At 57.1% G+C, this 26,886-nt stretch carries 18 protein-coding genes, 1 tRNA gene and 2 pseudogenes; 7 read left to right on the top strand and 14 right to left on the bottom strand.

Annotated features, from left to right (window positions below; genetic code table 11):
* Together OZX70_RS02485 and OZX70_RS02480 are read right to left on the bottom strand one after the other, a co-directional pair.
* On the bottom strand, nucleotides 1-636 hold the full coding sequence (locus OZX70_RS02485) for a DUF421 domain-containing protein (RefSeq protein WP_277181667.1): 636 nt from the start codon (nucleotides 634-636) through the stop codon (nucleotides 1-3).
* A 9-nt stretch (nucleotides 637-645) separates the two neighbouring features.
* Nucleotides 646-1,086 (bottom strand): DUF3290 domain-containing protein, encoded by a 441-nt coding sequence (locus tag OZX70_RS02480; protein ID WP_277181666.1) that lies wholly within the window; start codon nucleotides 1,084-1,086, stop codon nucleotides 646-648.
* A gap of 475 nt (nucleotides 1,087-1,561) precedes the next feature.
* Between OZX70_RS02480 and pgm the strand changes: the two genes are divergently transcribed.
* The 3 genes and pseudogenes from pgm (at nucleotide 1,562) to rpiA (ending at nucleotide 5,846) form a co-directional block, all read left to right on the top strand.
* The gene (gene pgm, locus OZX70_RS02475; protein ID WP_277181665.1) at nucleotides 1,562-3,238 is read left to right on the top strand and encodes a phosphoglucomutase (alpha-D-glucose-1,6-bisphosphate-dependent); all 1,677 of its coding nucleotides are present in this window, start codon (nucleotides 1,562-1,564) and stop codon (nucleotides 3,236-3,238) included.
* A 113-nt stretch (nucleotides 3,239-3,351) separates the two neighbouring features.
* Nucleotides 3,352-3,960 (top strand): annotated as a pseudogene (locus OZX70_RS02470) (ribonuclease H); the annotation flags it as partial.
* Between the two features lie 1,187 nt (nucleotides 3,961-5,147).
* Nucleotides 5,148-5,846 carry a ribose-5-phosphate isomerase RpiA gene (gene rpiA / locus OZX70_RS02465; RefSeq protein WP_277181664.1) on the top strand — a complete coding sequence of 233 codons (699 nt, stop codon included), beginning with the start codon at nucleotides 5,148-5,150 and terminating at the stop codon, nucleotides 5,844-5,846.
* A gap of 113 nt (nucleotides 5,847-5,959) precedes the next feature.
* On the opposite strand, the gene tpx is transcribed toward rpiA, so the two are convergent.
* The 3 genes from tpx to OZX70_RS02450 form a co-directional block, all read right to left on the bottom strand.
* Nucleotides 5,960-6,463 carry a thiol peroxidase gene (gene tpx, locus OZX70_RS02460; RefSeq protein WP_277181663.1) on the bottom strand — a complete coding sequence of 168 codons (504 nt, stop codon included), beginning with the start codon at nucleotides 6,461-6,463 and terminating at the stop codon, nucleotides 5,960-5,962.
* A gap of 226 nt (nucleotides 6,464-6,689) precedes the next feature.
* Nucleotides 6,690-6,779 carry an AURKAIP1/COX24 domain-containing protein gene (locus OZX70_RS02455; protein ID WP_004268639.1) on the bottom strand — a complete coding sequence of 30 codons (90 nt, stop codon included), beginning with the start codon at nucleotides 6,777-6,779 and terminating at the stop codon, nucleotides 6,690-6,692.
* Nucleotides 6,780-6,948: 169 nt separating this feature from the next.
* On the bottom strand, nucleotides 6,949-7,566 hold the full coding sequence (locus tag OZX70_RS02450; protein ID WP_277181662.1) for a hypothetical protein: 618 nt from the start codon (nucleotides 7,564-7,566) through the stop codon (nucleotides 6,949-6,951).
* A 395-nt stretch (nucleotides 7,567-7,961) separates the two neighbouring features.
* Between OZX70_RS02450 and radA the strand changes: the two genes are divergently transcribed.
* Complete coding sequence (gene radA / locus OZX70_RS02445) at nucleotides 7,962-9,386, top strand: DNA repair protein RadA (RefSeq protein ID WP_277181661.1); 1,425 nt, start codon at nucleotides 7,962-7,964, stop codon at nucleotides 9,384-9,386.
* Nucleotides 9,387-9,400: 14 nt separating this feature from the next.
* Here radA and OZX70_RS02440 read toward each other — a convergent pair whose 3' ends face one another.
* A complete protein-coding gene (locus OZX70_RS02440) occupies nucleotides 9,401-9,736 on the bottom strand; it encodes a hypothetical protein (protein WP_277181660.1) in 336 nt (111 codons plus the stop codon).
* Nucleotides 9,737-10,095: 359 nt separating this feature from the next.
* On the opposite strand from OZX70_RS02440, the gene OZX70_RS02435 reads away from it, so the two are divergent.
* Both OZX70_RS02435 and OZX70_RS02430 read left to right on the top strand, forming a co-directional pair.
* Nucleotides 10,096-10,668 (top strand): cupin domain-containing protein, encoded by a 573-nt coding sequence (locus OZX70_RS02435; RefSeq protein WP_277182076.1) that lies wholly within the window; start codon nucleotides 10,096-10,098, stop codon nucleotides 10,666-10,668.
* 377 nt (nucleotides 10,669-11,045) lie between these two features.
* Nucleotides 11,046-14,315, top strand: coding sequence for a BspA family leucine-rich repeat surface protein (locus OZX70_RS02430; protein WP_277181659.1), 3,270 nt, complete (start codon nucleotides 11,046-11,048; stop codon nucleotides 14,313-14,315).
* A 327-nt stretch (nucleotides 14,316-14,642) separates the two neighbouring features.
* Here the strand turns inward: OZX70_RS02430 and OZX70_RS02425 are convergent, their stop codons facing one another.
* The 6 genes and pseudogenes from OZX70_RS02425 to nusA form a co-directional block, all read right to left on the bottom strand.
* Nucleotides 14,643-15,929 (bottom strand): riboflavin kinase, encoded by a 1,287-nt coding sequence (locus OZX70_RS02425; protein WP_277181658.1) that lies wholly within the window; start codon nucleotides 15,927-15,929, stop codon nucleotides 14,643-14,645.
* Nucleotides 15,930-16,144: 215 nt separating this feature from the next.
* Nucleotides 16,145-18,361: an InlB B-repeat-containing protein gene (locus tag OZX70_RS02420; protein WP_277181657.1), complete on the bottom strand. Its 2,217-nt coding sequence runs from the start codon at nucleotides 18,359-18,361 to the stop codon at nucleotides 16,145-16,147.
* Between the two features lie 148 nt (nucleotides 18,362-18,509).
* A complete protein-coding gene (locus tag OZX70_RS02415; RefSeq protein ID WP_277181656.1) occupies nucleotides 18,510-19,706 on the bottom strand; it encodes a tRNA pseudouridine(55) synthase TruB in 1,197 nt (398 codons plus the stop codon).
* Nucleotides 19,690-20,172: a 30S ribosome-binding factor RbfA gene (rbfA, locus tag OZX70_RS02410; protein ID WP_277181655.1), complete on the bottom strand. Its 483-nt coding sequence runs from the start codon at nucleotides 20,170-20,172 to the stop codon at nucleotides 19,690-19,692. The genes OZX70_RS02415 and rbfA overlap by 17 nt, the downstream gene beginning before the upstream one ends.
* Before the next feature lie 258 nt (nucleotides 20,173-20,430).
* Nucleotides 20,431-23,268: pseudogene (gene infB, locus OZX70_RS02405) on the bottom strand (translation initiation factor IF-2); the annotation flags it as partial.
* 183 nt (nucleotides 23,269-23,451) lie between these two features.
* Complete coding sequence (gene nusA / locus OZX70_RS02400; protein WP_277146318.1) at nucleotides 23,452-24,519, bottom strand: transcription termination factor NusA; 1,068 nt, start codon at nucleotides 24,517-24,519, stop codon at nucleotides 23,452-23,454.
* Nucleotides 24,520-24,773: 254 nt separating this feature from the next.
* Between nusA and OZX70_RS02395 the strand changes: the two genes are divergently transcribed.
* Nucleotides 24,774-25,514, top strand: coding sequence for a hypothetical protein (locus OZX70_RS02395; protein WP_277181654.1), 741 nt, complete (start codon nucleotides 24,774-24,776; stop codon nucleotides 25,512-25,514).
* A gap of 67 nt (nucleotides 25,515-25,581) precedes the next feature.
* On the opposite strand, the gene OZX70_RS02390 is transcribed toward OZX70_RS02395, so the two are convergent.
* A tRNA-Ser gene (locus OZX70_RS02390) sits at nucleotides 25,582-25,666 on the bottom strand.
* A 70-nt stretch (nucleotides 25,667-25,736) separates the two neighbouring features.
* Nucleotides 25,737-26,852: a tRNA pseudouridine synthase A gene (locus tag OZX70_RS02385; protein ID WP_277181653.1), complete on the bottom strand. Its 1,116-nt coding sequence runs from the start codon at nucleotides 26,850-26,852 to the stop codon at nucleotides 25,737-25,739.
* Between the last annotated feature and the right edge of the window lie 34 nt (nucleotides 26,853-26,886).

Below are 26,886 nucleotides of genomic sequence, written 5' to 3'. Positions count from 1 at the left end.
CTACTTCGCGTAACCGGTCAACTCCAGCTTCTTGGAGACGTACTCGCCGATGTACACGCCGCTGGTGCCGTCGTAACCCTGCTTTTTGACCTCGTCCTCGAGCCAATCCTTGTCGTGGCCGATGGCCTCCAACACGTCCGTGTCGACCTGCCCGTCGACGATCAACGGCAGGCGCAGCGTCTCGTCGCCGTAGCAGATGACGGTCAACTGGCCGTTCTGCTCGAAGTATGCTTTCAATACTTTAGAGACCTCATAGACTCCCTGCGAGCGCAGCTTGAGCATCAGGTCGCTGGCCGAAACGCCCTTGCGCATGCAGGTGGCGACATCGACCTTGCCGTGCGAGATGAGCATGACAGGGCTGCCGTCGATGAGTTTCTTGATTGGCCGGCTGTTCTCCTTGCCGAACTTGATGAGCATGCACAGGAGCATCCACGTGATCAGCACGAAGATGAACTGAAGCACGGTGATCTGCTCGTTGTAGATCACGCCGCCGATGATGGCGCCGAGCACGTAGTTCTGGATCTGATCCATGGCGCTGGTGGGTGCGAGGTTGGACTTGCCGAAAAGGTTGATGTGGACGATCAGGAAGGCGATGCCCACGACGAGTTTGACAATGAGTGTGGTACTGATGAGCATGGCGATTCCTTACTTTTCTTCTTTGACGTCGGCGAGCATGTGGGTTTCGGTGAGTTTGTAGGCGGTGTAGTCCGTGTTGAGGTTGACCGTATAGTATTTGTCACCGATTTTGACGATGACGTCCTGGTTCAGATATTTCGAATTGACCAGCACGTCGTTTTCGGAAACGTGCCGCTCCTTGGCGACGTGTTGGACAAAGCTGACCATCTGCTCGCTTTTTGCGCTGGCCGTCTCGCTTTGCTGGAACTGTGTATAGCCGCTGCCAAGCACGAGTACCACCAGAAGCAGCGCTATGATGCCCAGGTCCCGGTATTTCGTTTTGAGCCGGTGCCGCAGATAGAGCACGAAGAACGCGACCAGCGCCACGCATAGCGCGATGATGATGACGAACCGGACGACCTGGTTGATGCCGTGCTGGTTCTGCAGGTAATTGATACCGTAAAATGTCATGGAAATGCCTCAAACGTAGGTTGACAGGTTATTTCTCCCGTTTCATCGTAAGGGCGTCGCAATACGTAGGTCGGCTTTGGCGCTGATAGAAGAATTTATATGACATTTTCCAACCGGCTGACCGCTATAGGCACCAAATCGTCCAACAATGACTCGCTCGTTTCGCTTCGCATTTCCAGCCATCAACTCACTATCGTGTTTCAGCGCGTCTCAGCTGCTGCGGCCCAGAACTGTACAAAAAGTGCACTTTAGCCCCCGTTAAACGCACTTTTTTGACGGCACCGTGAGAAAAATGCATATTGGACTTTTCCAAATGCACTTTTTTGACGCTAGCGTTAAGAAAGTGCATATTGACGCATGTAAAATGCACTTTTTATACATCAGATATCTCAGTTCGCACAATCGCCTTGTGCGATTGGTTGTGACAGCGCACAAATTTCGCGCTTCCGCCGCGCGACTGTGGCACAATGGAAGCATGGTTGCAAATAATGCGGGCAAACCCGCCACACAAGCCGACCTCATTGACGTCGATGAGGTCATCGGAAAATACTATGACGCCATCCCCGACCCCACCGACCCGGCGCAGCGCGTCTCGTTCGGCACCTCCGGCCACCGCGGCTCGTCGCTGAAGACCTCGTTCAACGAGGCGCATATCGTCGCGATCAGCCAGGCCATCGCCGAATACCGCAAGAAAGCGGGCGTGACCGGGCCGCTCTATCTCGGCCGCGACACCCACGCCCTGTCGGCCCCAGCGATGAAGACGGCCATCGAGGTGCTCGTCGCCAACGGCGTCACCGTGCGCATCGACTCACGCGACGACTTCGTGCCTACCCCAGTCATCTCGCATGCCATCCTCACCCACAACCGCGCCGCCGACGGATCGCAACGCTTCGAAGGCAAGGGCCTGGCCGACGGCATCGTGGTGACCCCCTCGCACAACCCGCCCACCGATGGTGGTTTCAAGTACGACCCGGTCACCGGCGGTCCGGCCCCGGCCGAAGCGACTGAAGCCATCGCCAACCGCGCCAACGAGCTGCTGGGCCACTTCCGCGACGTCAAGCGAGTGCCGTACGACGAGGCCATCAAGTCCCCGCTGGTCGAACGCTTCGACTACCGCGACCACTACGTCAGCGACCTCGGCGACGTCATCGACTTCGACGCCATCCGCTCCTCCGGCGTGCGCCTGGGAATCGACCCACTGGGCGGCGCGAGCGTCAACTATTGGCCGCTCATCAACGAAAAGTATAGTCTCAACATCGGCGTGGTGCGCCCCGAGGTCGACCCGACCTGGCGGTTCATGACCATCGACCACGACGGCAAGATCCGCATGGACCCCAGCTCGCAGTATGCGATGAAGGGGCTGGTCGACGAGCTGAACGCCGGGGCATGGAGCAAGTACGACCTCGTGGGCGGCACCGACCCGGACGCCGACCGTCATGGCATCGTCTGCCCCGACTGGGGCGTGATGAACCCGAACCACTACCTCGCCGTATGCATCGCCTACCTCTTCGGCGGCGCGCGCCCCGGCTGGCCCGAGGGTACCGGCGTCGGCAAGACGCTGGTCTCGTCCTCGCTGATCGACCGCGTGGCCGCCTCCATCGGCGCGCCACTGGTAGAGGTGCCGGTCGGATTCAAGTGGTTCGTGGACCCGCTCTTCACCGGCAAAGTCGCGTTCGGCGGCGAGGAGAGCAGTGGCATGAGCTTCCTGCGCCGCGACGGCCACGTGTGGACCACCGACAAGGACGGCATCATCCCCGACCTCTTGGCCGCCGAGATCACCGCCAAGACCGGCAAGAATCCAGCGCAGCTGCACCAGGAGCAGGTCGAGCGATTCGGCGAAAGCTGGTACAAGCGCGTCGATACGCCGACCACGCTCGAGCAAAAGCAGAAGTTCGCTGACCTCACCCCCGAATCCGTCAGCGCCACTACGCTGGCCGGCGAGAACATCACCGCCAAGCTCACGCGCGCGCCCGGCAACGACGCTCCGATCGGCGGCATCAAGGTGACCACCAAGAACAACTGGTTCGCCGCTCGCCCCTCCGGCACCGAGAACATCTACAAGATCTACGCCGAGTCGTTCGTCTCCCCCGAGGCTCTCGACCAAGTCCTCGCCGAGGCCACCGACGTGGTCGACAAGGCGTTGGACGATTAACCAATAGCACAAAGGTCGGTCGATAGGAACATTGAAACAGCGCAATCAAGCGGTTTCAAAAATCCTACCGACCGACCTTTGTGTTTTCGCCGCCGGCACGTAACCTTGGAAACATGACTATTACGGTTTCTACGGACGGCAGCGCACTGGGCAACCCCAACGGGCCGATGGGATGGGCTTGGGCTGACCACGCTGCGAACGCGGCACGGACCGACGGCCACCAGCACGACGGCGACAGCGACGCGGGCGGCGCCACCAACGGCACCAACCAGATCGGTGAGCTCTGCGCGGTGCTCGAGGCATTGCGGGCGCACCGTGGCGCTGAACCGCTGACCATCGAAACCGACTCGCAGTACGCCATCAATTGCTCGACCACCTGGGTCAAAGGGTGGAAGAAGAACGGGTGGAAGAACTCACAGAAGAAGCCCGTAAAGAACGCGCCGCTAATCAAGGCCATCGACGCGGAAATCGCCGCCCGGCCCGGCCCGGTCAAGTTCGTGTGGGTCAAGGGGCACAACGGCAATCCCGGCAACGAGAAGGTCGACGACCTCGCCCATACCTACTCCGGCGACGCGCGCAGCGGGGTCAAGGACGGCTACCTGCCGCTGGAAGGCTGGCAGTCGCTGCTCGCCTCAGCCTATGCCAAGGGCGTGGATATCCCCGCCGACGCACGCATGCTTATCGACGGCAAAATCACCGAGGAACAGTATCATCTCGGGCGCGGTACGCAGTCAGGCGGCGGACTTGATGGCGGAAACGAGGACGATTCCGATGAAAGCGGCAGCCAGAGCACAGAGAATGGAAACACAACCGGCCAGACTGACGTTTCGACTTCCCACAAACCGACGCTCGCCGAACGACTTGCTCAGCCCGAAGGCGTGCCCGAGTACGATTTCAGCGGGCGCAAGCCGATAGTCGCGCATCATCGAGCGGCCGAGAATGACGAAACGGCGGATGAAAACGCCCGTCAAAACGAAGACGAAGACGAAGAAAAGCCGGATACGATCGGCCGAACCGTACGTTCTCATCCGAATTTCAGCGATTCGCCTGTAGGAGACGACGTCACCATTCCTGCTGACCGGAGCGAGGCCGCTACCGAAACCGAGTTGCCGGTTGCAGGTGAGACGAGCGAATCCGGTAAACCTGACGAAGCGGACAAATCCGCAAAAGCCGGCGAGGCCGAACGCTCAGCTGAAACGAATGCATCTTCAGTATCCGAGAACACCGATACCAACGGCACTGGCGGCGACGATAAAGCCAACAATAACGACGTCACCAATAATCACGATGACGCCGACAATCACGATGACACCGATGACAGATTGAACGGTATGAGTGCCGACACCGACAACGGCCACAAATCCGACGATACCGACACAGACGACGAAGGCAATATCGACACCACCACCGATGAAAACGATGATGACGACGCCGATACTGATGACGACACGAACGCCGATGCTGGTGTTAGTGCGGGCGCTAACGCCAATAACGATACCGTTGATATCGTCACCAACGACGATGCCGCCGCGGCCGAAAACGATGAGAGCAGCGACACATCCCGCGCCATCGGTTCCAGCCCGAAGCCAGAAACGAATCCGGAACCTCGATATATCCACAACGGGCTGAGTGTGAACGGCACGTTGCGCTTTTCGCCAGCGCCGCAAACCAGCCCGACATACAACGGCCGTCCACGGCACATCCGCGGCATTATCGCCATCGACGGATATGTGGCCGGTGACGGCACCATTGTGCTGAATAATGTCCCGTTCCTCATTGCCAACGAGAATCACAAAAAGTGACAGAAACAAACAAAACATGAACACAAATAAAAGTATCGGAACACCGATACTATGGACAGTGACGCTCGTCACTATATGACCGAGCTGGCCTGTTAAAAGGAGTACCAATGGATAAGGAACAACAAGACGCACTGAAAAAGGCTGCCGGTATCGAAGGAGCCAAATTCATCAAGGACGGTATGATCGCGGGCCTCGGCACCGGTTCGACCGTGCGCTTCCTGGTCGACGAACTCGGCCGTCGCACACAGGAGGAAGGTCTCAAGTTCACGGGCGTGACCACTTCCCGTCGTACCGCCAAGCAGGCCGAAGGCTACGGCATTAAGATTGTCGACATCGACGATGTGGATCACATCGATCTGACCATCGACGGCGCCGACGAAGTGGACAAGAACTTCAATGGCATCAAGGGCGGCGGTGCAGCCCTGCTTTGGGAGAAGATCGTCAACGAGAACTCCAACTACAACATCTGGATCGTCGACGAATCCAAGGTAGTCGACACTATCGGCAAGTTCCCGCTGCCAGTCGAGGTCATTCCCTTCGGTGCCGCCCATGTCATCAAGAAGTTCGAAGCTAAGGGATACAAGCCAGTCCTGCGCAAGAACGCCGACGGCACTGACGTACGCACCGACGAGAACAACTACGTCGTCGACCTGCACTTGGAGCGCATCGACCACCCGCAGGATCTCGCCGAAGACCTCATCAATACGGTCGGTGTGGTAGAGCACGGCCTCTTCCTCAACCGCGTGGACAAGGTCATCGTGGGCAACCCGAACGGCCCGCGAATTCTGACAGTCTCGGAGAACTGAGTCCGATAGTCGAAATCGCATAGTAAAAGCCGGTGTGCAACCTTTCATTAGTGAGTTGCACACCGGTTTTTACATAACAATCACCGGGCTTTATTCAAGCTCTTACCCGCTTATTAAAGCGCTTCGACGGCCTTGCGAGTGGCGTCGTAATCGGGCTCGGTGCCGATTTCTGAAACCTGCTGCGTGTAGGCGACCTTACCGTCGCGATCAACCACCACGACAGCGCGCGAAAGCAAGCCACGCATGCCGCCGTCGGCGATGGTCACGCCGTAGTCCTCGCCGAACGAGGAACGGAACGCGGAACCAGTCACGACGTTCTTGATCCCCTCTGCACCGCAGAAACGACCCTGCGCGAATGGGAGGTCCTTGGAAACGCAGACCACGACGGTGTCTTCGAGCTCGTCGGCCATCTGGTTGAACTTACGCACCGACATCGAGCAAACGTCTGTGTCGATGGACGGGAAGATGTTGATGACAACCTTTTTGCCTGCGAACTTGGACGAGTCGAAATCGTTCAGGTCGCCGTCAGCGAGGGTGAAAGCCGGGGCCTTTGAGCCAACGGCCGGGAGATTTCCTACAGTATTGGTGGCCACGCCACCTAAAGTTATTTGTGCCATATTTTCATCGTTTCACGAAAACGGCCGGCTTGCCAGTCTTTTACGCGACATGATAGCAATATCACGCGCTTTGCCACATATCCCACTTTTCCTGCTGATTCGCCTATCGACGTTGTAGTATCCGCAGCGCTTCGACTTTGCCGGCCGTTGGATGCCCGAGCCATCCACAAAACAAAAAGGCCCGAAGCCGAACGACCCCGAACCTTTTATGAAAAGCTTTATATCACTACTTGCGCTGATGACGAGTCTTACGCAGCAGTTTGCGGTGCTTCTTCTTGCTCATCCGCTTGCGGCGCTTCTTGATGACAGAACCCATCTGAAGCCTCCAATCCTTGACTGTAAGTTTGCAACTTGACTTATCTTACTCGCTCTTGCCGACTTAAAACGCCATATCCCAATTTTTGACAATCACACGCTAATCGAACAACGAACCTGCCGATTCCGTCAATTTCGCCAATTGATAGCTGCCGTTCCAGAATATCGAACTATAGCGGGAACTTCGAATAGAACCGCTGGATCGAATCCTTGGGGCCCGTGGCTTGGAAGACTACGGTATCATTCTGCCAAACGGCCGTAGCAGTCTTATTTTTGCCGCCGCTGGCCTTCACCACGTATTTGCCCGTGGCATTGCCGGAAACCTTGACATCGCCACTTGCTACATCCGTGCCTTTCAGCGCTCCGGTCAGCGTGCCGTATTGGGTTTTAGCGCCGTCAGCGCTGGACCATTGCGCAACAACCAAAGTGACGTCCTTGGCCGCATTGCCCGTCGAATAAGTGAGCGTATACTCCTCCAGCGGCGAGGCGGAAGTCCAATTGGCGCTCGGTGCGGACTCAGTACGAGCGAAATTGAGAACAGCGTCGGGCATCGCCTTCAAAAGCGGCGTGGCATCTTGCGGCAATTCCTTGGCCTTGATACTCGGCGTGGTGGGCTCCGGTTTGGCCGATGTCGTCTGCTGCTGCTTCTGCTCTTCACTGGCTGACTTGTTCATCGCCCAGCCCGGCCAAACAAACGCGGAAAGCAAGGCGAAAACGATGACCACAGCGGCCGCGACAACGACAGCAATCAATTTGCCATGAGAAGAAGATTTTTGTTCACTCGACATAGCCGTCATTATTTCACATCGGGCTGACGCTGAAGCCATTGGGAAATCAATAATAATTTCATCTTCACGACGCAACCCAAGCCGTTAATATCATCCAATTCCCGCGTTTTCGCATTCTTGGTGCACCAAGAGGGGCAAAAATCAAAGAATTGATATGAATTCTGTAATTTTTGGGGTACTTGGCGCACCAAGAGGGCTAAAAAATGAGGAATCGGCACTCAATTACGTCAATTCCGCGGACTTGGTGCACCAAGATATCGATTATTTTGTAATATACCGGTTTTAGGACTCTCATCTTCGATTGGTGAAGGAATCGTTTACGGGGAATGTACTGTATTCATGATTTCCTGTCGACCGACTTGCCCTTGTCGGAGAAATTGGCTAGCGTCGGCATCATGGCTAAGAATGCGACACAGTACGTCTGCTCGGAGTGCGGTTGGAACGGTGTGAAATGGTACGGGCGCTGCCCCGAGTGCGGAGCGTGGGGCACCATTGAGGAATTCCACGAGGCACGACCCACCGCCGCGTCTCGCACTGCCGCACCCGGACGCACCTCGCGCACACAGGCCAGTTCCGCGGTCATCGCCGGCAGTGCCGCGGCCAAGCCAATCACTGAAATCTCCACCGAAGGGGTGAAGCGAATCCCCACCGGCTTCGGCGAATTCGACAGAGTGCTGGGTGGCGGCATCGTACCAGGTTCGGTCGTGCTGGTCGCCGGCGAACCGGGCATCGGCAAATCGACGTTGCTCTTGGAAACCGCCGGTAACGTAGCGCGCGACAATCCCAAGAAATCCGTTCTCTATATTTCCGGCGAGGAATCGCAGGCACAGGTGCGCATGCGGGCTTCCCGCATCAACGCGCTCGAAGACAACCTGCTTCTGGCTGCCACCACCGACTTGGCCACGGTGCTCGGGCTGATCGAGCAGGAGAAGCCGAGCCTCGCCATCGTGGATTCGGCGCAGACCATCGTCTCACAGGACGTCGATGGCATCTCCGGTGGCTCCACGCAGGTGCGTGAGGTGGCCAGCGCCCTGATCGACACCGCCAAAACGCTTGACATCCCGGTCATGCTGGTCGGCCACGTCACCAAGGACGGATCGATCGCCGGTCCGCGCACGCTCGAGCACCTGGTCGACGTGGTCTGCCAGTTCGAGGGCGATCGCGTCACCGCGCTGCGCATGCTGCATGCCGCCAAGAACCGTTTCGGCCCGACCGACGAGGTGGGCTGTTTCGACATGAGCGGCGAGGGTATCGAAGAGGTCACTGACCCCTCCGGCCTGTTCCTTTCGACCGAAGACGCGCCGGTCGAAGGCACCTGCGTCACCTTCACGCTCGACGGCCACCGCAGCCTGCCGATCGAGGTGCAGGCGTTGGTCACCAAATCCGTCTTGCCGACCCCGCGCCGCAACACCAACGGCATCGACGCGAACCGTCTGGCCATGCTTTCGGCGGTGCTGTACCGCCACGGGCGCGTGAATCTCCTGGCCAATGACCTCTACGTTTCCACCATCGCCGGCGGTCTGGCGAAAGAACCAGCCTGCGATCTCGCCATCGTCGCCGCATTGGCGAGCGCCGCCACCAGCAAACCCATCGACCGCACCACCTGCGCGATGGGCGAGATTTCACTCACCGGCCAAGTACGCCCCGTTCCCCAGCTCAGTCACCGCCTCAATGAGGCGGCGCGCCTAGGCTTCACCCGCGCCGTGGTGCCCACCCATCGCGGCAAGCGTCGTCTCAAGGCTGTCAAGGGCTTAGAAATCGTAGAAGTCTCGTCTCTGCGCGATGCGCTGGATGCGTTGGGCGTTTCCAAAGGAAGATAATGCTTTAACCGTCATCAAAACCATGAAATCGCCGACGTCAGAGTCGCGACGCCGAGGAGGATGACGACCATGCCGACGAACGTCCCCACAAGCACCGAGACACCCCACGGCGAGATGCCTTTACGGGAACGGTGCTTGTGCGGTAACAAGCGAACAAAGGATAAATGTAAAGAACGGCGAACCCGGCGAGGTGTCGGCATGGCCTCATTCACACTTGCCCATGAATTCATATTCCATATCGAATCCGTATCGGCATCTAGAGGCTCATCCGAATGCGCATCCGTAACGGTTGCCGCAGTTTTCGGTATGCCATGCTGCGTCACCAACGGCGCTTCGAGGGTTTGTATCATCTTCGTTCTCCTTTAAGCCTTACCTCAGGCCGGCATCGTCGTCACCGCCCCGTTCACGTTTCCACCCTACGGGCAGAAATCGGAAAACCGTATCGGGGAACACCCTGAAACATCCCTGATTTTTCAACCTTGAAAATCCTGAGTATGGACGATTCCAATCACGAAAAAACACAAACAATCAGTTAGATTCCTCTTAATAACGTATTGCCAAACCTCACCAACTAAAACATTGCATCAAAGAATCTCGTCTGCAGCCGGTCCCCAAGGAATTGATAAAATAAACTCCGACATAAGCCATAACGTCGGTAAAAGCCGGCTCTTTGTTTCCGAGAACATTCATTATTGGAGGGGATACAACGATGAGCGTTGCATTTCAGGATATGAGCAAGTACGCGCAGTACGTCGTGAAGGCGCTGGGTCTTGAGGCGCATCCGGAGGGCGGCTGGTACCGTCAGACCTGGCTGAGCCGCAAGGCCGTCGAAGCCGGTCAGGATGCCGCCCGACACGATACTTCGGAGTCGACCGACGCGGCCTCGGGCAAGCGTCCGTTGGCCTCGCTGATCTACTTCCTGCTACCGGAGGGCGACGCGAGCGCCTGGCACAAGGTGGACGCCGACGAAATCTGGCTCTGGCACGGGCCTGCCACCGTCGGCCTTGAGCTCGGTGGGTACGGCGACGCGCCAGAGGCCGACGAGTCGAAACGCACGCTCATCACGCTGGGACAGGACATCGCCGGCATCAATCCGGCGCGGACCGGTCTCAGCGCGCAACCTGGCCGCACGACCGACGCTTCTCCTGCCGCCGTCGAGCCGGTCGGCCAGCACGCCATCCCCGAAGGCTGCTGGCAGCGCACCATCCCCGGCAAGGGCGACGCGCTAGTCTCCTGCGTGGTGAGCCCCGGCTTTACCTTCGACGGCTTCACACTGGAATGACCGGCAGAAGAAGACATACAAAATAATCGGTTTTTAAACAACATCAACAGGCACTTGAAACACCATCATGCTGATAGCAAGTCACGAATAATCAATCGCGGCAAGATTGATCAATTCTTCAACGCCAGTCGTGCCGCGACCCTCTCAACGGATACCAACCATCAGCACTTCACGAAAAGACTCTCGATAAAATACGACAATAATACAATAAACCAATAATAAAAAATACGAAAACTCTTTTTCTTCTAATTTATCCTTCTGCGATTTTAATTATCGATTATGATACAGTTGTATTGCGTGTGAATTTTATCACATTGACAATGCCGTGTTCTTACATTCACATACGCACTTCGAAGGAAAGGAAAAGGGACGGAACAATGGGGAAGCGACAAGCCCACACTATCGTACGTATTTCAGTTGCGCTGTTCGCTGCTGCAGCTACTATCATGGCCCCGCAGCTGGCAAGCGCCGCAGCACCAATCGAGGGAGATGTGCCTCCATCGGCCGTGGTGAAAGCGACGGATAGGCAGCATGAAGACGGCAACAAGGCCACCAACGACAGCAATACAGCAACAACCGGCACCAAAGGCGCAGCCAACTCCGATAACACAGCCGCCCAGACGGCCAATGACGGAAACATCGCCTCCTCTGACAGGAACCCCTCACAGAAAAGCACATCTTCAACCAAACCTTCTGTACCTTCGCAGTCCGCGCCAAAGCTCTCTACGCCCAACACGGGGATAACGCCGAAAACCGCAACGCTCAATTCGCCCAAGCCTGCGCCGACGCAGGGTGCTCGCTCATCCATCGGCCCCCAAAGCGATTGCACCGACAACTCGCAGCACGACTGGGGCGACAACGCCTATTGGCAGATCGACTCCTCCTGCACCCTCCATTTCGGCACGAAGAATCCCGGCCAAGGCAAGGGGACAATCGAAAACGGCTTCGGCACCAATACATGGGATCGAAGCAAGGTCATCAAGATCCTAATAGACTCTCCGGTAAAGGCTCCAGTGGATTCATCGTACTTGTTCGCCTACTATACTGCAGTGACTTCCATCGATCTGACCAATCTTGACACCAGCGGTGTCACCAATATGAGTCATTTATTTTACTATGAACATAATAACGATAACTCATCCGGCGATAATGAATTAACCAGTCTCAACCTCGGCAACGACTTCGACACCAGCAACGTCACCAACATGGCGTACATGTTCGTTCTTTTCAACGTTGCAAACATAGATCTGGGCAACAAATTCGACACCAGCAACGTCACCAACATGGCCCACATGTTCAACGACTTGGGAGGATGGCGCGAAGACGGCGTAGAGACAAACCTTGACCTGGGCGACAAATTCGACACCAGCAAGGTCACCAATATGGAGTACATGTTCTGCAACATAACAAATGCTTCCAGCCTTGACCTGGGCAGCAAGTTCGACACCAGCAAAGTCGAGCACATGTCCGGCATGTTTTCTTACAACCCGAATCTTGTCACTCTGAACCTCCATGACAAATTCGACACCGGTGGTATCCTTTTCCCTCAGTACGATCAATACTACATATTTGGTGGAGATACGGCATTACGCAAGATTTATTTGGGGACCAAGACCAAATTGGATTTCAGTTCCTCACGGCTTTTTGATTATGATGTAGAAAGCGGGAGCAAAGCATGGATGAGCGAGGACCATTCATGGCATGCCACGTTTGTAACCCCTTATGACGAGGGAACACAAGCCATAACCATGGGTCCGCCCACAACACCGATGTGGTACGGGTTAGTAGCCACCCAATTCGATGGCAACGGAGCCACATCAGGCGATGTACCCGAGTCGATGCTGTCGGGCGAATCGTTCGAAGTTCCCACAACAAGCGATCTGAAGAAAACAGGGTATGTCTTCAACGGATGGGCGGAAACGGCAGAAAAAGGAAATAACGGCGAAGCCAAATATCCATTAGGTAGTTCGTTTACCACCCCGATGGAAGGCGACACCGTCACGTTATACGCTTCATGGAGGAAAATCGCCGTTCCGACCATCGATACCATCACTGCACCAAAATCGGAAAATGGTGAACCAGCTACCGGCAATGTGACAGTGACAGGTACCACGCCGGAAGCCGTAGCAGGCGACACCGTAACGGTGTCCGTAACCGGTTCATCCGACTCCAAGACGGTTGCGGTCGGCACCGACGCCCAGCACTCGTGGACTGCTGAACTACCGGTCTCATACTTCTCGCTGGATACTTCAGGTTCCGGCGCAAACTACTCGTTCAGCGCTGTACTGAATACCGCTGAAGGACCTTCCAGCACCGTCACCAAGACCCAAGACATCGATATGATCGCTCCAGCGGCAACCGGCCTAACTTCCGAATCAAAGAAGGTGACCGGCAAGATGATGACGGCAGAGAGCGGACTTAGCGGTATCACCCCTACAGCCGAGAGCGGCGATACAGTGACCGTCACTTGGCTCGATAAGGACGATGCAGCGATTGCCGCCGTCCCTGCGGACACCGCCACCAGCGGTTCGGACGGGACCTTTACCTTCGACTGGCCAAGTGACCGCAACGCCGTCAAAGCCAGCGTGCAGGCCAAGGATGCAACCGGCAACACCAGCGCTGTCAGCACTGTCAATCTCAACCGGCCAGTCACACCGACGATTGACGCACCTCATGCACCGAAGATGGTTGGCGGGAAGACACCCACCGACCCGGTGACCATCAGTGGCGATACCTCTGGTGCAACATCAGGTGACAGCGTAGATGTACGTCTCCTCCCCGAAGGAAAGAATGCCGACGACGCCGAAGCCGGTCAGGGAACCGCCGCGACAAGTGACGCAAGCAAGCTTGACGCTTCCGCCAACAAGTGGACGGCCAAGTTCCCGGTTTCCGCGTTCGGCGACGACAAGACCGGCACCGGTGCGAAATACACGTTCTGTGCGCGGCTGCACACCTCACTCAACGGAAACTCGGCCTATACTTGTGCCCAGTATCCTGTCGACATCACCGCTCCTGTTGCGACGGAACTCGCTTTCACAGCACCTTCTGGCAGCACGAAGGGCACGGTGAGCGGAAAGGTACTTTCCTCTGCTGACCAATCGGCACAACAAAACCGTACAGTCGAAACCGGAGTGACACTGACGTTCACTTGGCTCGATGCCAAGGGGCAACCGTTCAGCGCTAAAGACACCGAGACTCGCAGCGGTGCGCCGCTAACCACGACTGCCACCAGCGAGGCTGACGGCACATTCAGCGTTCAATGGCCGCAAGGCGTCACGAAAGGCGATCAGGTCACCGTCACTGCGGCCGATACCGTCGGCAATACCAGCGCTCCGTTACCCCTGACCCTCGGCCAAGCCGATACGCCCGGTAACGACAACAACGGCGACACAAGCGGCGGTAACACTGATCATCACGACGACAACGACAATCTACCCGGCAATGACTCCAAGAAGGATTCGAATTCCGGCAAACCCGATGCCAAGGACACTCAGAACGCTGCCTCGGACAAGACTAACCGCAAGCTCTCTGCTACCGGCGCCGCCACTGGCACCGTACTGCTCGCCGCCATAGTGACCGTCTTGTTCGGCGTTGCACTCGACATCGCCCGCAAAGCCGAACACCGAGCACAGCATGCCAAGCAATAAATGAACGCGTAATGGCCGAACTTCGATAAAACCGGAATAGGGCCTGCCATTACGTTTTACATCAAGGGGAGGTTCCCGCTTTAATCTGCGGAAACCTCCCCTTTTGCATATTTCCTATTTCACAAATTCAATATCCTGCAGCCATATCCAATCAAACGTCATATAAAATGCAGAACCAAACGACCCCGTCGCGGCGACTACCTGACGCATCGTTCACAAGGAACAGCCATGCCCGATTATTCAACCTGATGAACTTAGATATGAATATTTTCGGAACACGCCCAACATGCTGTTCAACGAATCAAGACAATACAACCAATTCTGGTATCACTTCGCTCCCGTGATCGCCAACGTCTGGTCGGCGTAGTCCTTCAAAGCGGCCTTGAGCTCGGCGGTGCTGTCGAACTTGACCTGGCCGCGCAGGAACTGTGTGAATTCCACGCGTACCTCGTGGTCATAAAGTTCCAGCCAATCGTCGGTGACGCAGTAGGGCTCGATGACGCGCTCGTTGATGCCGGTCTCGTCGCTATACGTCGGCTTGGTGCCAATGGAAATCGCGGCAGGCCAGCGCCATGGAGATCCCGGAGCCATGCGCATCTCATCCGAGGGAGATGCGAGATTAGCTACATCGACACTATTTGACACATTACTTTTCTCGGTATTTTTCGCTCTGTTTCCGGCATCGGCGTTGTTCGCACCGTTGGCACCATTTCCGCCGTCATCAATCGGTCCCAAGTCAACCAGCCAACCGGCGTACACACCGTCGACCGGCACATAGCCTTCGACCACCTGCGCCAGGTTCGCGGTCGGGAAGCCAATCTCGCGACCACGCTGCTCGCCGTGCACCACCGCGCCTTCGACGGCCTGATCATGTCCCAAAATCTCGGCGGCGGCCTTCACACAACCCTGCGAAAGCAGGTAGCGCACGTTGGTCGAGCTCCAGACCCGTACCTTGCGGCAGTTGTTCTGCTTGCTCCATGCGCGCAGTTCTGTTTTATTCATGACTTCCCGCGGGTCCTGCGGCTCACCGATGCCTTCCGGCATCCTCGGCTCGAAATGCGAGGGAACCCACGTGTAGCCGGGCCCCAGATCGTCGACAACGTCGAGCTCGAAGACTCGCGTGGCCTCGCAAAGCTCCTGGATGGCCTTGATATCGCCCTTGCGCCCCGCACCCAAAGCCGCATCCTGGCCGAGAACGAGCGTACGCATGCCCAGCTTACCGACCATCTGGCCCAGGAAGAAACGAAACGATTTGGCCGCGAACGCCATCGTATAGTGCAGCACCAGCACACGGTCGACGCCGAGCTTTTCCATAATCCGTGCGCGCTGTTCGACGGAACTCAGTGCTTGTGTGTCCACGAAATCATTCGGGAGGTCCATGCCGTCGTGCTCGTCGGCATAAGTGTGCGCGAGCGCCGGCCGCGGGTCGAGAATCATCACGACAGCCAGCGAATCGCTCTGCTTCGCCAGCTCCACGACGCGACGAACCACGGCCTGATGCCCCTTGTGCATGCCGTCGAACACGCCGATGGTCATCACCGCGCGCTTGCGTGAGTTGAGGATAGGCCAATCCACCAATCCGTTAGCGTCGGGTGTCAACCTGGTAATCTTCATCAAAATCCTTTGTCTCGTTTGCCGCTAGCCATTTTATCAGCCAAGCCGCCCGCGCGAAAGCCCCCTATTCTTGAGGCTTTATGAGAGGCAGTAACGTACCTTGTATCACGTTCCGCCAAACGTATGTTTTCTAGCAACGTTATATCAAACGTTTCATTCATCGAGAGTAGCTTTTAAGCATGATAGTCAGGAGAAGAGGAATAAATTTATACCAATCAGCACGAAATAAGAGAATCGTCGTCTCGGCGATATGCCACTTTGCGCCTTACATATTGCGTAATGGCCAGAACCGCGGCACACGCCAGCGCCAGCCGCAGGTACGACCACGGACTCTTGCTGCTGCCCGTCATCGGCAGGGAGGTCAATGTCTCCTCCATCGACAGCGTGATAGGTTCGCTCGTATTCCCGCTGCTGTCGGAAACCGTAATACGAACTTTGCGGGCCCCAGTAACACCTGACGGCTGGTTGATGGAGAACTTTCCGCCGTCAGCCGTGGATGCTGTCGAAGACTGATGGGGTACACTACTTTCGGTCCAAGTGATGACCGCGCCCATTGAATCGAGCCATTCGACGGTCACCGTGTCACCGTCCTCCACGACGCCGACCGGTTGATCGGAACTGTTCACCACGCCAGCAACGTTGCCGTCCCTCGCTTTCGCGCCATCGACCACATGCGGAGCCACGACGTCCACGTTCGCGCCTTTTGTATTCGACCAAACGCTGGTCTCGCCCGAGCTAGCGACGACCTTCGCCTTGGCACTGATTTGCAACCCCTTGCCCACGCCGTCGGCATCTGCGATCGCCGCTAGGTCGGTGAAGTTGGCCGACCAACCATTGCCGGATGTGTCACGAATTGCGTCGGTGTCGGCCTCATGCGTCGTTCCGTCCGTGCCCGTCCACGTCCAGTGCGCAACGAACTTATCGTCCGTGGCAAGCGGCCCGCCATTGGCAGTATCAATCGAACCGACAGCGTGAACGCTGGTGCCGCCGCCAGTCAGCGTGTGCGGCCAGGTAACGGTATCGAGGGTTGGGATAGGCGCCTTCTGCCACACCGCATACAGTTTCGTTTCCACCAAGTCATCAAACGGAACCTGTTGCCCCGGAGTATATTGCGCCGCAGCCGCCGTCGGGCTCCGATTCCAACCGAGCAGACGATATCCTTCACGCGAGAAGCCGGTGGCTTTAGGCATAGTGACGGTGGTCGACTTGAACCCATCCGGGAACGTCGCCGAAACCGAGGCAGGCGCAGTGGCTCCATCGGCTACGTTTCCGCCGTTGAGGTCGTAAAGCACAGTTGCCACAGTTCCGGGGACACCATACCACTGTTTGGTAGGTGTTGGCCCTAAATCATATCTATTACCACAGGTATGCTGCGATGCGTTCCATGTTCGATCTTCTGAAATCCAATTGCTCCTTACGGGCGTGTCACCTCCCCAGAACTGCCCCGCTGACCCTGTGGGATAACAACCTCGCATCCATTGATTTGCGCCCAATCGCATGAGATTCGCCAGAGAGTTGTTCATAAAATAACCATGACCATTACCTTCTGAAGACCACCCCACATTAAGGATTCTGGTGAAGTCCCAACTAGACAAATCGAGAGAAGTCAACGAATTATAGTAAATCATCCGCCACATGCCACTAACGTTGCTAACATTTATATGCTCAAGACCGTTGATGGAGACCATGGAATTCATATTGGCAAACATGCCATACAAGTTTGTCAATCCTGTCGTGTTCGTCCAACTCTCAATGGTAAAACGGACGATCTGTGGGCGGTATGGCTGCCACGGCAATGTATCATAAGATTGGTTTGCGTCAACATATGCAGACTTCACAACGAAATGGCAGTCGGCGGTCAAGTCCCATTTCATCGTGTTGTTGCCGTTGCCGTTCCACAACTGATTGGTTTTAGGTGTGCAGCTGCCGCTCTGCGCTGCGGGTGTTAACGGCTCCTCATCAACCTGTGAAGCGGAGTCCCCTTGCTTGCCCGCGGTATCTGACTTGTTAATAGAAGCATCGGATGTCTGGGAGCCATTCTGCTCGATATCAAACGAGTTATGCGGCTGATTGGCAGATTCCGGCTGGTTGGAGGGAGTATTGCTATCGCTGGTTTGGGAGGTTTCGGAATCAGCAGGTGCACCCGAGGGAGTTCCCACTGTCACAGAAGAGACTGCGGAAGCCCCCGCCCCAGCGGAAGTTGACGTGTCATTACGCCCACTTTGTGTATTACCTTCTAAACCCTGAAGCGCTGGCTGAGGGGCGAGATTTTCGCTTTGATTGATTGGCGATGTACTGGACTCAACAGGAGAATCTCTCACAGCGGAAGTTGACATCTCGCCTGTCACAGGTGAGGCATTAGCAGTCGAGGGACACAGGACAGAAAGCGCGATAACCGCACATGCGAGCACCATCCCCCTGCCAAACCGCATAATGTCTCCTATACCGATAATTTCAAACCGTTAAAACCAGACAACGCTTTGTATTATACGGTATCTCGGATACATCGCCAATCGCAACACCTAACACTTTCGACTGCATTAGGTTCACTGCAGAGTAAACCAATATCAAAACCGGTCACTACTGCCTCTCTGGAAAAACCAATGCCGACTTGACCTCGTGGGCGTTGGCCGTCTCCAGAATTGCCACGACATCGCCGATTTCGGGAACGTAAGCGGCTGCAAACTGAATGGGCGATGCAGACCTCGCAGTGGACGTGACTACATCGCCGGACACTTTGGCTGTATCACCGTTTGCTTCCACGATTTCAGGAGCTTTACCAACAGCTTGAGTCAAGTTCATCTTCAGACGACGGCCGTAACGAAGCTCAGCGGCATCGTGTTGCGTAATCGGAAGCACCGGCATCGTGCGTTGCGCGGCCTCCAACATCGTCAGAGAGCGACGTTTCAGCTCGTCGGCATCGACGTCCAGCACGGCTCTGTTCAGGGTTAGCGTTATGCCCTCACGATTAGTGAACGTGTGTGGTTCGGGGTGTGCCGTGACCACACGGTCTGCCAATTGTGGATCTGTCAGATCAAACTTGCCGACCCGCGTGCGGCGCAATCTCGTCAAGTAGCCACCAACGCCCAAAAGCTCGCCCAAATCGCGCCCAAGAGAACGGATATACGTGCCCGTTGAACAACTGATGCGTACGTCTACGTCAACGATCGGAGCCACTGACGCTGTCATCTCATTTTCGTTATTCACAGCCTCAACATTGTGAGCGCTCAACACAGTAAACTCACTGATGGTGACTGGACGTGCGTCAAGTTCCACTTCTTTGCCTTGTCGAGCCAATTCGTAGGCGTGACGGCCATTGACACGGACTGCGGAATAGGAACTCGGCACCTGCTCGATTTCACCGGTCAGATGTTCCTTGATGGTTTGCTCAATCTGCCGGAGCGTCAACGCACGCACGTTGCCCATACCACTATGTTGACCACTGCCTAAATATTGGGACGAGCCATCCGCCAGCCGTACCGAAGCAACCGTCGTGATGTCGCCTTCCAAATCGTCGGTGGTGCTCGTCTGGCCGAGGCGGATCGTGGCTTCGTAGGTCTTCGTATGGTCGACGATGTAGTTGAGCAGGCGTGTGCCGTGGCCGAAACCGATGACCAAGACTCCCGAAGCCTGAGGATCGAGCGTGCCCGCATGACCGACGCGACGCATATGCAATGCCCCGCGCACGGCCGCCACCACGTCGTGGCTGGTCACGCCGAGCGGCTTGTCAACGACCACCAACCCGGAGAATTCTGGCTGTTTACTCTTCTTCGACACCATCATCCTCAAAATCGGCGGCGGTCTTCTTCTTGCGCGGCTCGACATACGGATTTTCATCCCCGGCATACTTTGCCGTCTCGCGGGCCTTGTCGATTTCCTCATCGCGCTTGCGTGCGGTGACCAGAATGTCCTCGATCTCGTGCGCCTCGCTCGGCACCTCGTCGTAGATGAATTGCAGCTGCGGGGTCAGCCGCAGCCCGGACTTGGCGCCGACCAACGAACGGAGCCTTCCTGTGGCCTGCTTTAGCGCCTGCTCGGCACGCTTGCGCTCCCCTTCGGCCTTGCCCTCCTGGCCGAGCTGGGTCCAGTAGACGCGTGCGATCTGCAAATCGCCGGTAACGCGCACGTCGGTGATGGTGACACCGTTGAGGCGCTTGTCATGCAAAGTGCGTTCCATCGACGAGGCGATGACGCGCTGGATCAATGCCGCGATACGCGCGGCCCGTGGATTGGTTCCTGCCATAACGTTTCCTTGGTTTTTCAGGCACGACGCCGTTGGCGGTGCCACTAACGAAATATGAATCTATCTTTAAACATAGCGCGGTCGCCCGCCGCGCACAACCAACGGCGCAACGGGCGACTAACGCTCAAAATCGGTTTAGTCTGAACGAATCTCAGACCATCCTATTCACTTTTTCTTCGAATCAGCCTTGGGCTCTGGAGCCTTAAGGTCATTCTTACCATCGTCGGACTTGTCGTCCTTCTTCGACGGCTGGCCATCCTTACGCTCGATCTCGCGCATCTCGAAGGTCTCGATGATGTCACCTTCCTGGATGTCGTTGAAGGAGCCCAGGTTGATACCGGCCTCGTAGCCTTCCTTGACGGACTGCACGTCGTCCTTGAAACGACGCAGCGAGGTGATCTCCAGATCGTTGACCGTGGTGACGCCGTTGCGCAGGATACGCGCCTTGGTGCCACGCTTGACCTCGCCGTCCTGGACCATGACGCCGGCGATGTTGCCGAACTTGGAGGAACGGAAGATCTGGCGAATCTCGGAATGGGAGGTGGTGACCTCTTCGTACTCCGGCTTGAGCATGCCCTTAAGGGACGCCTCGATGTCTTCAATTGCCTTGTAAATGATGGAGTAGTACTTGATCTCCACGCCCTCGCGCTCGGCGAGATCGGCGACCTGACGGTTCGGACGGACGTTGAAGCCGATAATAACGGCCTTGTCCACGCTTGCCAGGTTGACATCGTTCTGGGTGATCGCGCCGACACCGCGGTGGATGACCTGGATGCCGACTTCGTCGGAAACGTCGATCTTCATCAAGGAATCTTCCAGCGCCTCGACGGAACCGGAGGAATCGCCCTTGATGACGATGTTGAGCATGTCGACCTCGGACTTGGCGAACTGCTCCTTAAGGCTTTCCAGAGAGACGACCTTGCGGCGCTTGGCCAGCTGGGCCGCGCGTTCGGAGGCCTGACGCTTCTCGGCGATCTGACGGGCGGTGCGGTCGTCGGGGGCGACCAGGAAGAGGTCGCCTGCGCTCGGCACGCTGGTGAGGCCCAGCACCTGAACAGGTGTGGAAGGTTCTGCGGCCTTCATCGGCTTGCCGTCCTCGTTGAGCATCGCACGCACGCGGCCATATGAAGTACCGGCCACGATGGCATCGCCCACATGGAGCGTACCCTGCTGCACCAGTACGGTCGCCACGGCACCGCGGCCCTTGTCGAGCCTTGCCTCGACGGTCGCGCCACGCGCGTCCATGTCGGGGTTGGCCTTCAAATCAAGTTCCGCGTCAGCGGTAAGAAGAATCGCCTCGAGTAGCTTGTCGACGTTGGTGCCTTGCTTCGCAGAGATATCGACGAACATGGTATCGCCGCCGTATTCCTCGGGGACCAGGCCGAATTCAGTCAACTGGCCGCGCACCTTTTCGGGGTTCGCTCCGGGAACATCGATCTTGTTGACAGCCACGACAATCGGCACCTTGGCCGCCTGCGCGTGGTTGATGGCCTCAACCGTCTGCGGCATCACGCCATCATCGGCCGCGACAACGAGCACCGCGATATCGGTGAGCTCGGCACCGCGGGCACGCATGGCAGTGAACGCCTCGTGGCCAGGGGTATCGAGGAAGGTGATCTTGCGGGGCTTGTCTTCGAGATTGACGGTGACCTGATAGGCGCCGATGCGCTGTGTGATGCCGCCGGCCTCACGCGCGGAGACGTTGGTCTTGCGGATGGTGTCGAGCAGGCGGGTCTTGCCGTGATCGACATGGCCCATAACGGTGACCACCGGCGGACGCGGCTTCAGGTTCTTGTCATCCTGCAGCTCTTCTTCATCCAGATCGATGTCGAACTGCTGGAGGATTTCCTTGTCTTCCTCTTCAGCGGAAACAATCTTGATGTTCCAGCCGATTTCCTCACCGAGAATCTGGAAGGTCGCTTCATCGAGGGACTGGGTGGCCGTAACCATCTCGCCCAAGTGGAACATAACCGTCACCAGCGCGGCGGGATTGACGTTGATCTTCTCGGCGAGGTCGGCCAACGTTGCGCCTTGACGCAGCTTGATGGTCTTGCCATTGCCAGTCGGGATGCGAACGCCGCCGATGGTAGGAGCTTTGATCTCCTCGTAATCACGACGTTTCGCGAGCCTGTTCTTACGAGCCCTCGAGGACTTGCCACCCTGACGCCCGAATGCGCCTGCAGTGCCGCCGCGACCGCGACCGCCACCACGGGACGGACCGCCACCTTGATAGCCGCCACCACCGGCACCGCCGCCGAAGCGGTTGCCGCCGCGACCTTGGGATTCGCCTTGGCCTTGACCGGGACGATTGTGACCCCACTGCCCTGGCCTTGCGCCCTGCTCGGAACGTCCATTGCGGAAGCCTCCGCGGCCGCCGTTGCGTCCTCCGCCATTACGTCCACCACGGCTGTTGTTGACCGTGGGACGCGCCATCGGATGCGGACGCGGGATGCCGCTAGGCATGGGCACATGCATGCCCTGCTTGCGGCTGAAGGGGTTATTGCCCGGTCGAGGCCCGGAACCGGAATGTCCAGTATGAGGAGCGGGCTGTGCGCCGCCATTACCTGGACGCGGTGAACCGTTGTGCGAATTGTTGGCACCCGGCCTCATACCTCCGTTGTTGCCACCGAAATGCTGATTGTTGCGAGACCCTGGCATGCCGCCCTGACGACGTCCGTGGTCGCGACCACCGTGCTCGTTGTGGCCGCGGCTGCCTTCGTATTCATGGTTCCCGCCTTCATGGCGCGAACCGTGCGTCTGCTCGCCGCGCGAGGACTCATGATGAGAACCGAAGCCAGGCTTGGCAGAGAAACGCGGGCGAGACTGTTCTCCCGGCTTCGCGGCACTTGTGTCTCGGCGCTGATGGCTATTGCTCGGTTTGGCGCTGTGCGCGGAAGACTTGGGCTTTGCCGGAGCGTTGCCGGCCCCGGAATCATTATTTTGAGGGAACGCGGCCCGCAATTTGCGGACGACCGGCGCTTCCACTGTGGAGGATGCAGATTTGACGAACTCCCCCATGTCCTTCAGCTTCTGAAGGACGGCTTTACTATCTACGCCAAACTCTTTAGCGAGTTCATATACGCGCTGTTTTGCCACTCAGTTTTCTCCTACTATTGTGACCGCGCGTACATGCACGGTCAATGTATTGTTACGGCGAGCTTACCCAGACTCATCGTGCGACCATGATTGTGTTACCTCGTCTCCGCCGATATGCGGACACACTGCGTGCCCGCACTCGGATTGCTGATTTCCAGCATACTCGTGATGCTGGATTGCAGACTATTGTTCGTTTCCTGCCGTTTTGCCCTCTTCGGCCGCCTTTGCCGCGGCCTGAGCCAGAGCTGCAGTATGGGCCTCGCTGGACTCGATACCGATCTTCCAACCGGTGAGTTTGGCGGCTAGACGGGCGTTCTGGCCTTCCTTGCCGATGGCGAGCGAAAGCTGGTCGTCGTGGATGTAGGCGATGGCCGTCTTGTTCTTCTCACTGACGATGTCGACACCGGTGGCGACGGCCGGCGAAAGCGCCGAACCGACGAACTTGGCCGGGTCCTTCGACCAGTCGACGATATCGATCTTTTCAGGTCCGAGATTTTCCATCACCGCACGCACGCGAGCGCCGCCGGGGCCGATCAGAGCACCCTTGGGGTTGACGCCTTCGGTGTTGGCACGAACGGCGATCTTCGTACGGGCGCCTGCCTCACGGGCGATGGCCATGATCGAGACCGCGCCGCTGACCAGCTCGGGCACCTCACGCTCGAAAAGCTTGCGCACCAGCTCAGGGTGCGAACGCGACACGACGATTTCGGGACCCTTCAGGCCACGGCCGACGGTGACGACATAGACGCGCAGACGGTCGCCGTGACGATAATGCTCGCCCGGCACCTGCTCGCGCTTGGGAAGAATCGCCTCGACATCACCCACGGCGACATGCACATTGGCCGGATCCTTCGTGTCCTGCTGGATGACGCCGGTGATGAGCTTGCCCTTCTGGCCGGCGAAGGCGCCGAGCACACGCTCGTCCTCCGCATCACGGAAGAGCTGACGAATCACCTGGCGGGCCGTCGAAGCCGCCAGACGACCGAAATCGTGCGGCGTATCATCGTATTCCTCACCGAGTTCCGGACGCGGGTGCGGGTCCTCCTCGGTGGGTTCCACAGGCTTTTCGTCCCGCGCCCAGATGGTGAAGGTACCGGCGCGATCGTCAAGTTCGACGCGGGCGTGCTTTGCCGCATGTGGTGTTTTGCTATAAGCCAATAGCAACGCTTCAGAAAGTGCGTTGTCAAGTGTTTCAGAATCGATTCCCTGCCCCGCCGCGAGCTGATGAATACCTGTCAGGTCCAGTTCCATGGTCGCAAGACCTCCTATATGAAATTATCTACCGAGCTCTTCAAGCCCTATTAAGTCATAATCATTCAGTATTCTAGTGTTTTATGCAGACACGTCGTGTTTTTTCCTCTTTGCGCAATTTCCTAAGTCGGCGTGTCCTTCCGGGGGTTGCCATCACGGCTTTTATCGTGCCTTTGGCAGCCTGCAACTCGCCGAGACTCGAGTCTCCTATCGAGACGGCCGGGCCCTGCAAAACTGCCTATACCAATGCAGTTTTGGCCAACTCTCATACCACTGCAGGCAATCCCTTCATCGACCGGTATCTGTCCGCCGGCAACGCCGTCGCAGCTTGGCAAGAAGCCGCTACGCTCTGCTCTTCGCAATTCAGCGTATACACGATGAAAAGCGCGCAAATGGAATGGCTGCAGGAAAGTCTCTCTTCAATTGTGGGTGCGAATCCAACCCATGCCGACGCGGCGCTGGCCAATCTCGACGATATCGTCGCTTTGAACGTAAGCAACGACACCCTCGGCTCGCTGGCTTTGGCGGAAGACCGGGCGGGTTTTGCCATCGAATTTCTTGCGGCGAATGACATCGACAATGCCACTTTGCAATTGAGCGACAATCACAAAGCCGTCGCCTCACGCCTTATCTCGTTGGAAACACGGGATGCTGGCGCGACCGACACCCCCAACGACCCGCGTGAGAAGGTCTACGACGTGGCCAATCTTCTCGCTCATCCCGACGTCATTACCGACCCAAGCACCGGTTTGCAGGCTTCCACCGTTGCTGTCACGGAAATGGATTGCGCTCGCGAATCGTTGACCGCACTTTCGCAAACGTTGCCAGTATCGAAAACCGATGATTCTTCTGGCGGCACTGGCAGCACTTCGAAAAGCTCAAGAAACGAAAGCAGCAGCAAAACGCTGGCCGTACTTACCGACCTGGTTTCTTCGCGCATCTATTTGGCACTATCGCTGGGCTATCCAGCTTTCGACACTGCTCTGTACGAGTAAGCATCTTGCTCGAAGCCGGACGTAGATATAAAAATGCCTCCAAAACCGAAGTTTCAGAGGCTTAACGCGGATAAGGCGAGATTCGAACTCGCGGAGGATTTCTCCTCACACGCTTTCGAGGCGTGCTCCTTAGACCGCTCGGACACTTATCCATCGCTGCGCAAAACGCAACTTTTCTAGTATAAGACAACCCACCAACCACTGCAACCGGGCGTGGCGCAATTAATCAAGCGTGCGGCGGGCACGGATAGCTTGAGCCCGTTCTGCCAGTTCGTCATCCGGCGGATAGGCGACGTGTTCCAGCGTGAGACCGCAGGCGGCTATCGGGCCGGTCGATCCCTCACGCACTGGATTGGCCATCTTCTGCGCGAACCAATCCAGCGACTTGCGATGCCGACCGACCTGCACGCACGCGTTGACCAGCGAACGCACCATGTTGTGCGCGAAAGCATCGGCCACGATGGTGAAACAAACCAAACCTGATTCGAGCGACGGAACGGTGTAGGTTTGGGCTTCTTCAGACTTGTGCTCGGAAGCATCGCCACGCGGGAAGATCACACACTGCTTATCACCCATCGACACTGCGGCGTTGTCACTTTGGGCACTGTTTAGATTTTCATTGCTGTCAGTATTGTTATCGACACTGGAATCCGTACCTTTGCACTTATCGTACGTTTTCTCGTTTGCCTTGGTAGCATGTTCAGATTCGTCTCGATAAGAACCGATAGCATTGCCGTATATTCCCATCACGGGTATACGTCGCCATAGAGCTTGCTTGACCTCGCGGATCGTAGTACCACCTGGATTCGGGGTGGCGAAGGAACCAAAATCGTGCAAGCCGATGGTCATGGCCGCAGCCTCGTTCATTGCTGGAATGTCAAGCGTATCCTCAAGATTCCAGACGAAGCCGCGCAATCTCGGATCGGCAGGTCTTGCTCCGTCGGCAATCCGGTAGACGTACGTACGTTCCGATGCCGAGAAGCGCGCGTCGAAACCAGCGGGGGCGACACCGACATTATGCAAAGAAATATCATCCGGTAAATCATGAACCAGACGACGACGCAGCGCTTCGACAGGCGACACTTCCATGTGCCCGACGCAACGCTCAAGCGCCTGCTCCCCCACGTCCAAATGGCAGACCTGATGAGCGGCATGCACGCCGGTATCGGTACGCCCAGCGACGACCAGCCGCAACGGTTCGTCAGCATCTTCAGCCGGCACGCGCAAAACCGTGTGCAGCGCGTCTTCCACGACCCCCTGCACGGTACGAAGGCCGGGCTGCTTCGCCCAGCCATGGAAACCGCCGCCGTCATATGCCAAGTCAATTCGTAATCTCATCGTTGCCAGTATACGTGCCATACCGGCGTAACTT

The organism is Bifidobacterium sp. ESL0732 (assembly GCF_029395535.1).
Taxonomy (GTDB): domain Bacteria; phylum Actinomycetota; class Actinomycetes; order Actinomycetales; family Bifidobacteriaceae; genus Bifidobacterium.
The sequence above is the reverse complement of the archived record's forward strand: the minus strand, read 5'-3'. Positions and strand labels throughout refer to the sequence as shown.

Excerpts from the sequence above, each read along its gene's own strand:
- OZX70_RS02385 (WP_277181653.1), bottom strand. The coding sequence starts at position 26,852 with ATGAGATTACGAATTGACTTGGCATATGACGGCGGCGGTTTCCATGGC.
- pgm (WP_277181665.1), top strand. The coding sequence starts at position 1,562 with ATGGTTGCAAATAATGCGGGCAAACCCGCCACACAAGCCGACCTCATT.
- tpx (WP_277181663.1), bottom strand. The coding sequence starts at position 6,463 with ATGGCACAAATAACTTTAGGTGGCGTGGCCACCAATACTGTAGGAAAT.
- OZX70_RS02430 (WP_277181659.1), top strand. The coding sequence starts at position 11,046 with ATGGGGAAGCGACAAGCCCACACTATCGTACGTATTTCAGTTGCGCTG.
- OZX70_RS02455 (WP_004268639.1), bottom strand. The coding sequence starts at position 6,779 with ATGGGTTCTGTCATCAAGAAGCGCCGCAAGCGGATGAGCAAGAAGAAG.
- OZX70_RS02440 (WP_277181660.1), bottom strand. The coding sequence starts at position 9,736 with ATGATACAAACCCTCGAAGCGCCGTTGGTGACGCAGCATGGCATACCG.
- rpiA (WP_277181664.1), top strand. The coding sequence starts at position 5,148 with ATGGATAAGGAACAACAAGACGCACTGAAAAAGGCTGCCGGTATCGAA.
- radA (WP_277181661.1), top strand. The coding sequence starts at position 7,962 with ATGGCTAAGAATGCGACACAGTACGTCTGCTCGGAGTGCGGTTGGAAC.
- OZX70_RS02485 (WP_277181667.1), bottom strand. The coding sequence starts at position 636 with ATGCTCATCAGTACCACACTCATTGTCAAACTCGTCGTGGGCATCGCC.
- OZX70_RS02480 (WP_277181666.1), bottom strand. The coding sequence starts at position 1,086 with ATGACATTTTACGGTATCAATTACCTGCAGAACCAGCACGGCATCAAC.
- OZX70_RS02420 (WP_277181657.1), bottom strand. The coding sequence starts at position 18,361 with ATGCGGTTTGGCAGGGGGATGGTGCTCGCATGTGCGGTTATCGCGCTT.
- OZX70_RS02425 (WP_277181658.1), bottom strand. The coding sequence starts at position 15,929 with ATGAAGATTACCAGGTTGACACCCGACGCTAACGGATTGGTGGATTGG.
- nusA (WP_277146318.1), bottom strand. The coding sequence starts at position 24,519 with ATGGAACTGGACCTGACAGGTATTCATCAGCTCGCGGCGGGGCAGGGA.
- OZX70_RS02435 (WP_277182076.1), top strand. The coding sequence starts at position 10,096 with ATGAGCGTTGCATTTCAGGATATGAGCAAGTACGCGCAGTACGTCGTG.
- OZX70_RS02450 (WP_277181662.1), bottom strand. The coding sequence starts at position 7,566 with ATGTCGAGTGAACAAAAATCTTCTTCTCATGGCAAATTGATTGCTGTC.
- rbfA (WP_277181655.1), bottom strand. The coding sequence starts at position 20,172 with ATGGCAGGAACCAATCCACGGGCCGCGCGTATCGCGGCATTGATCCAG.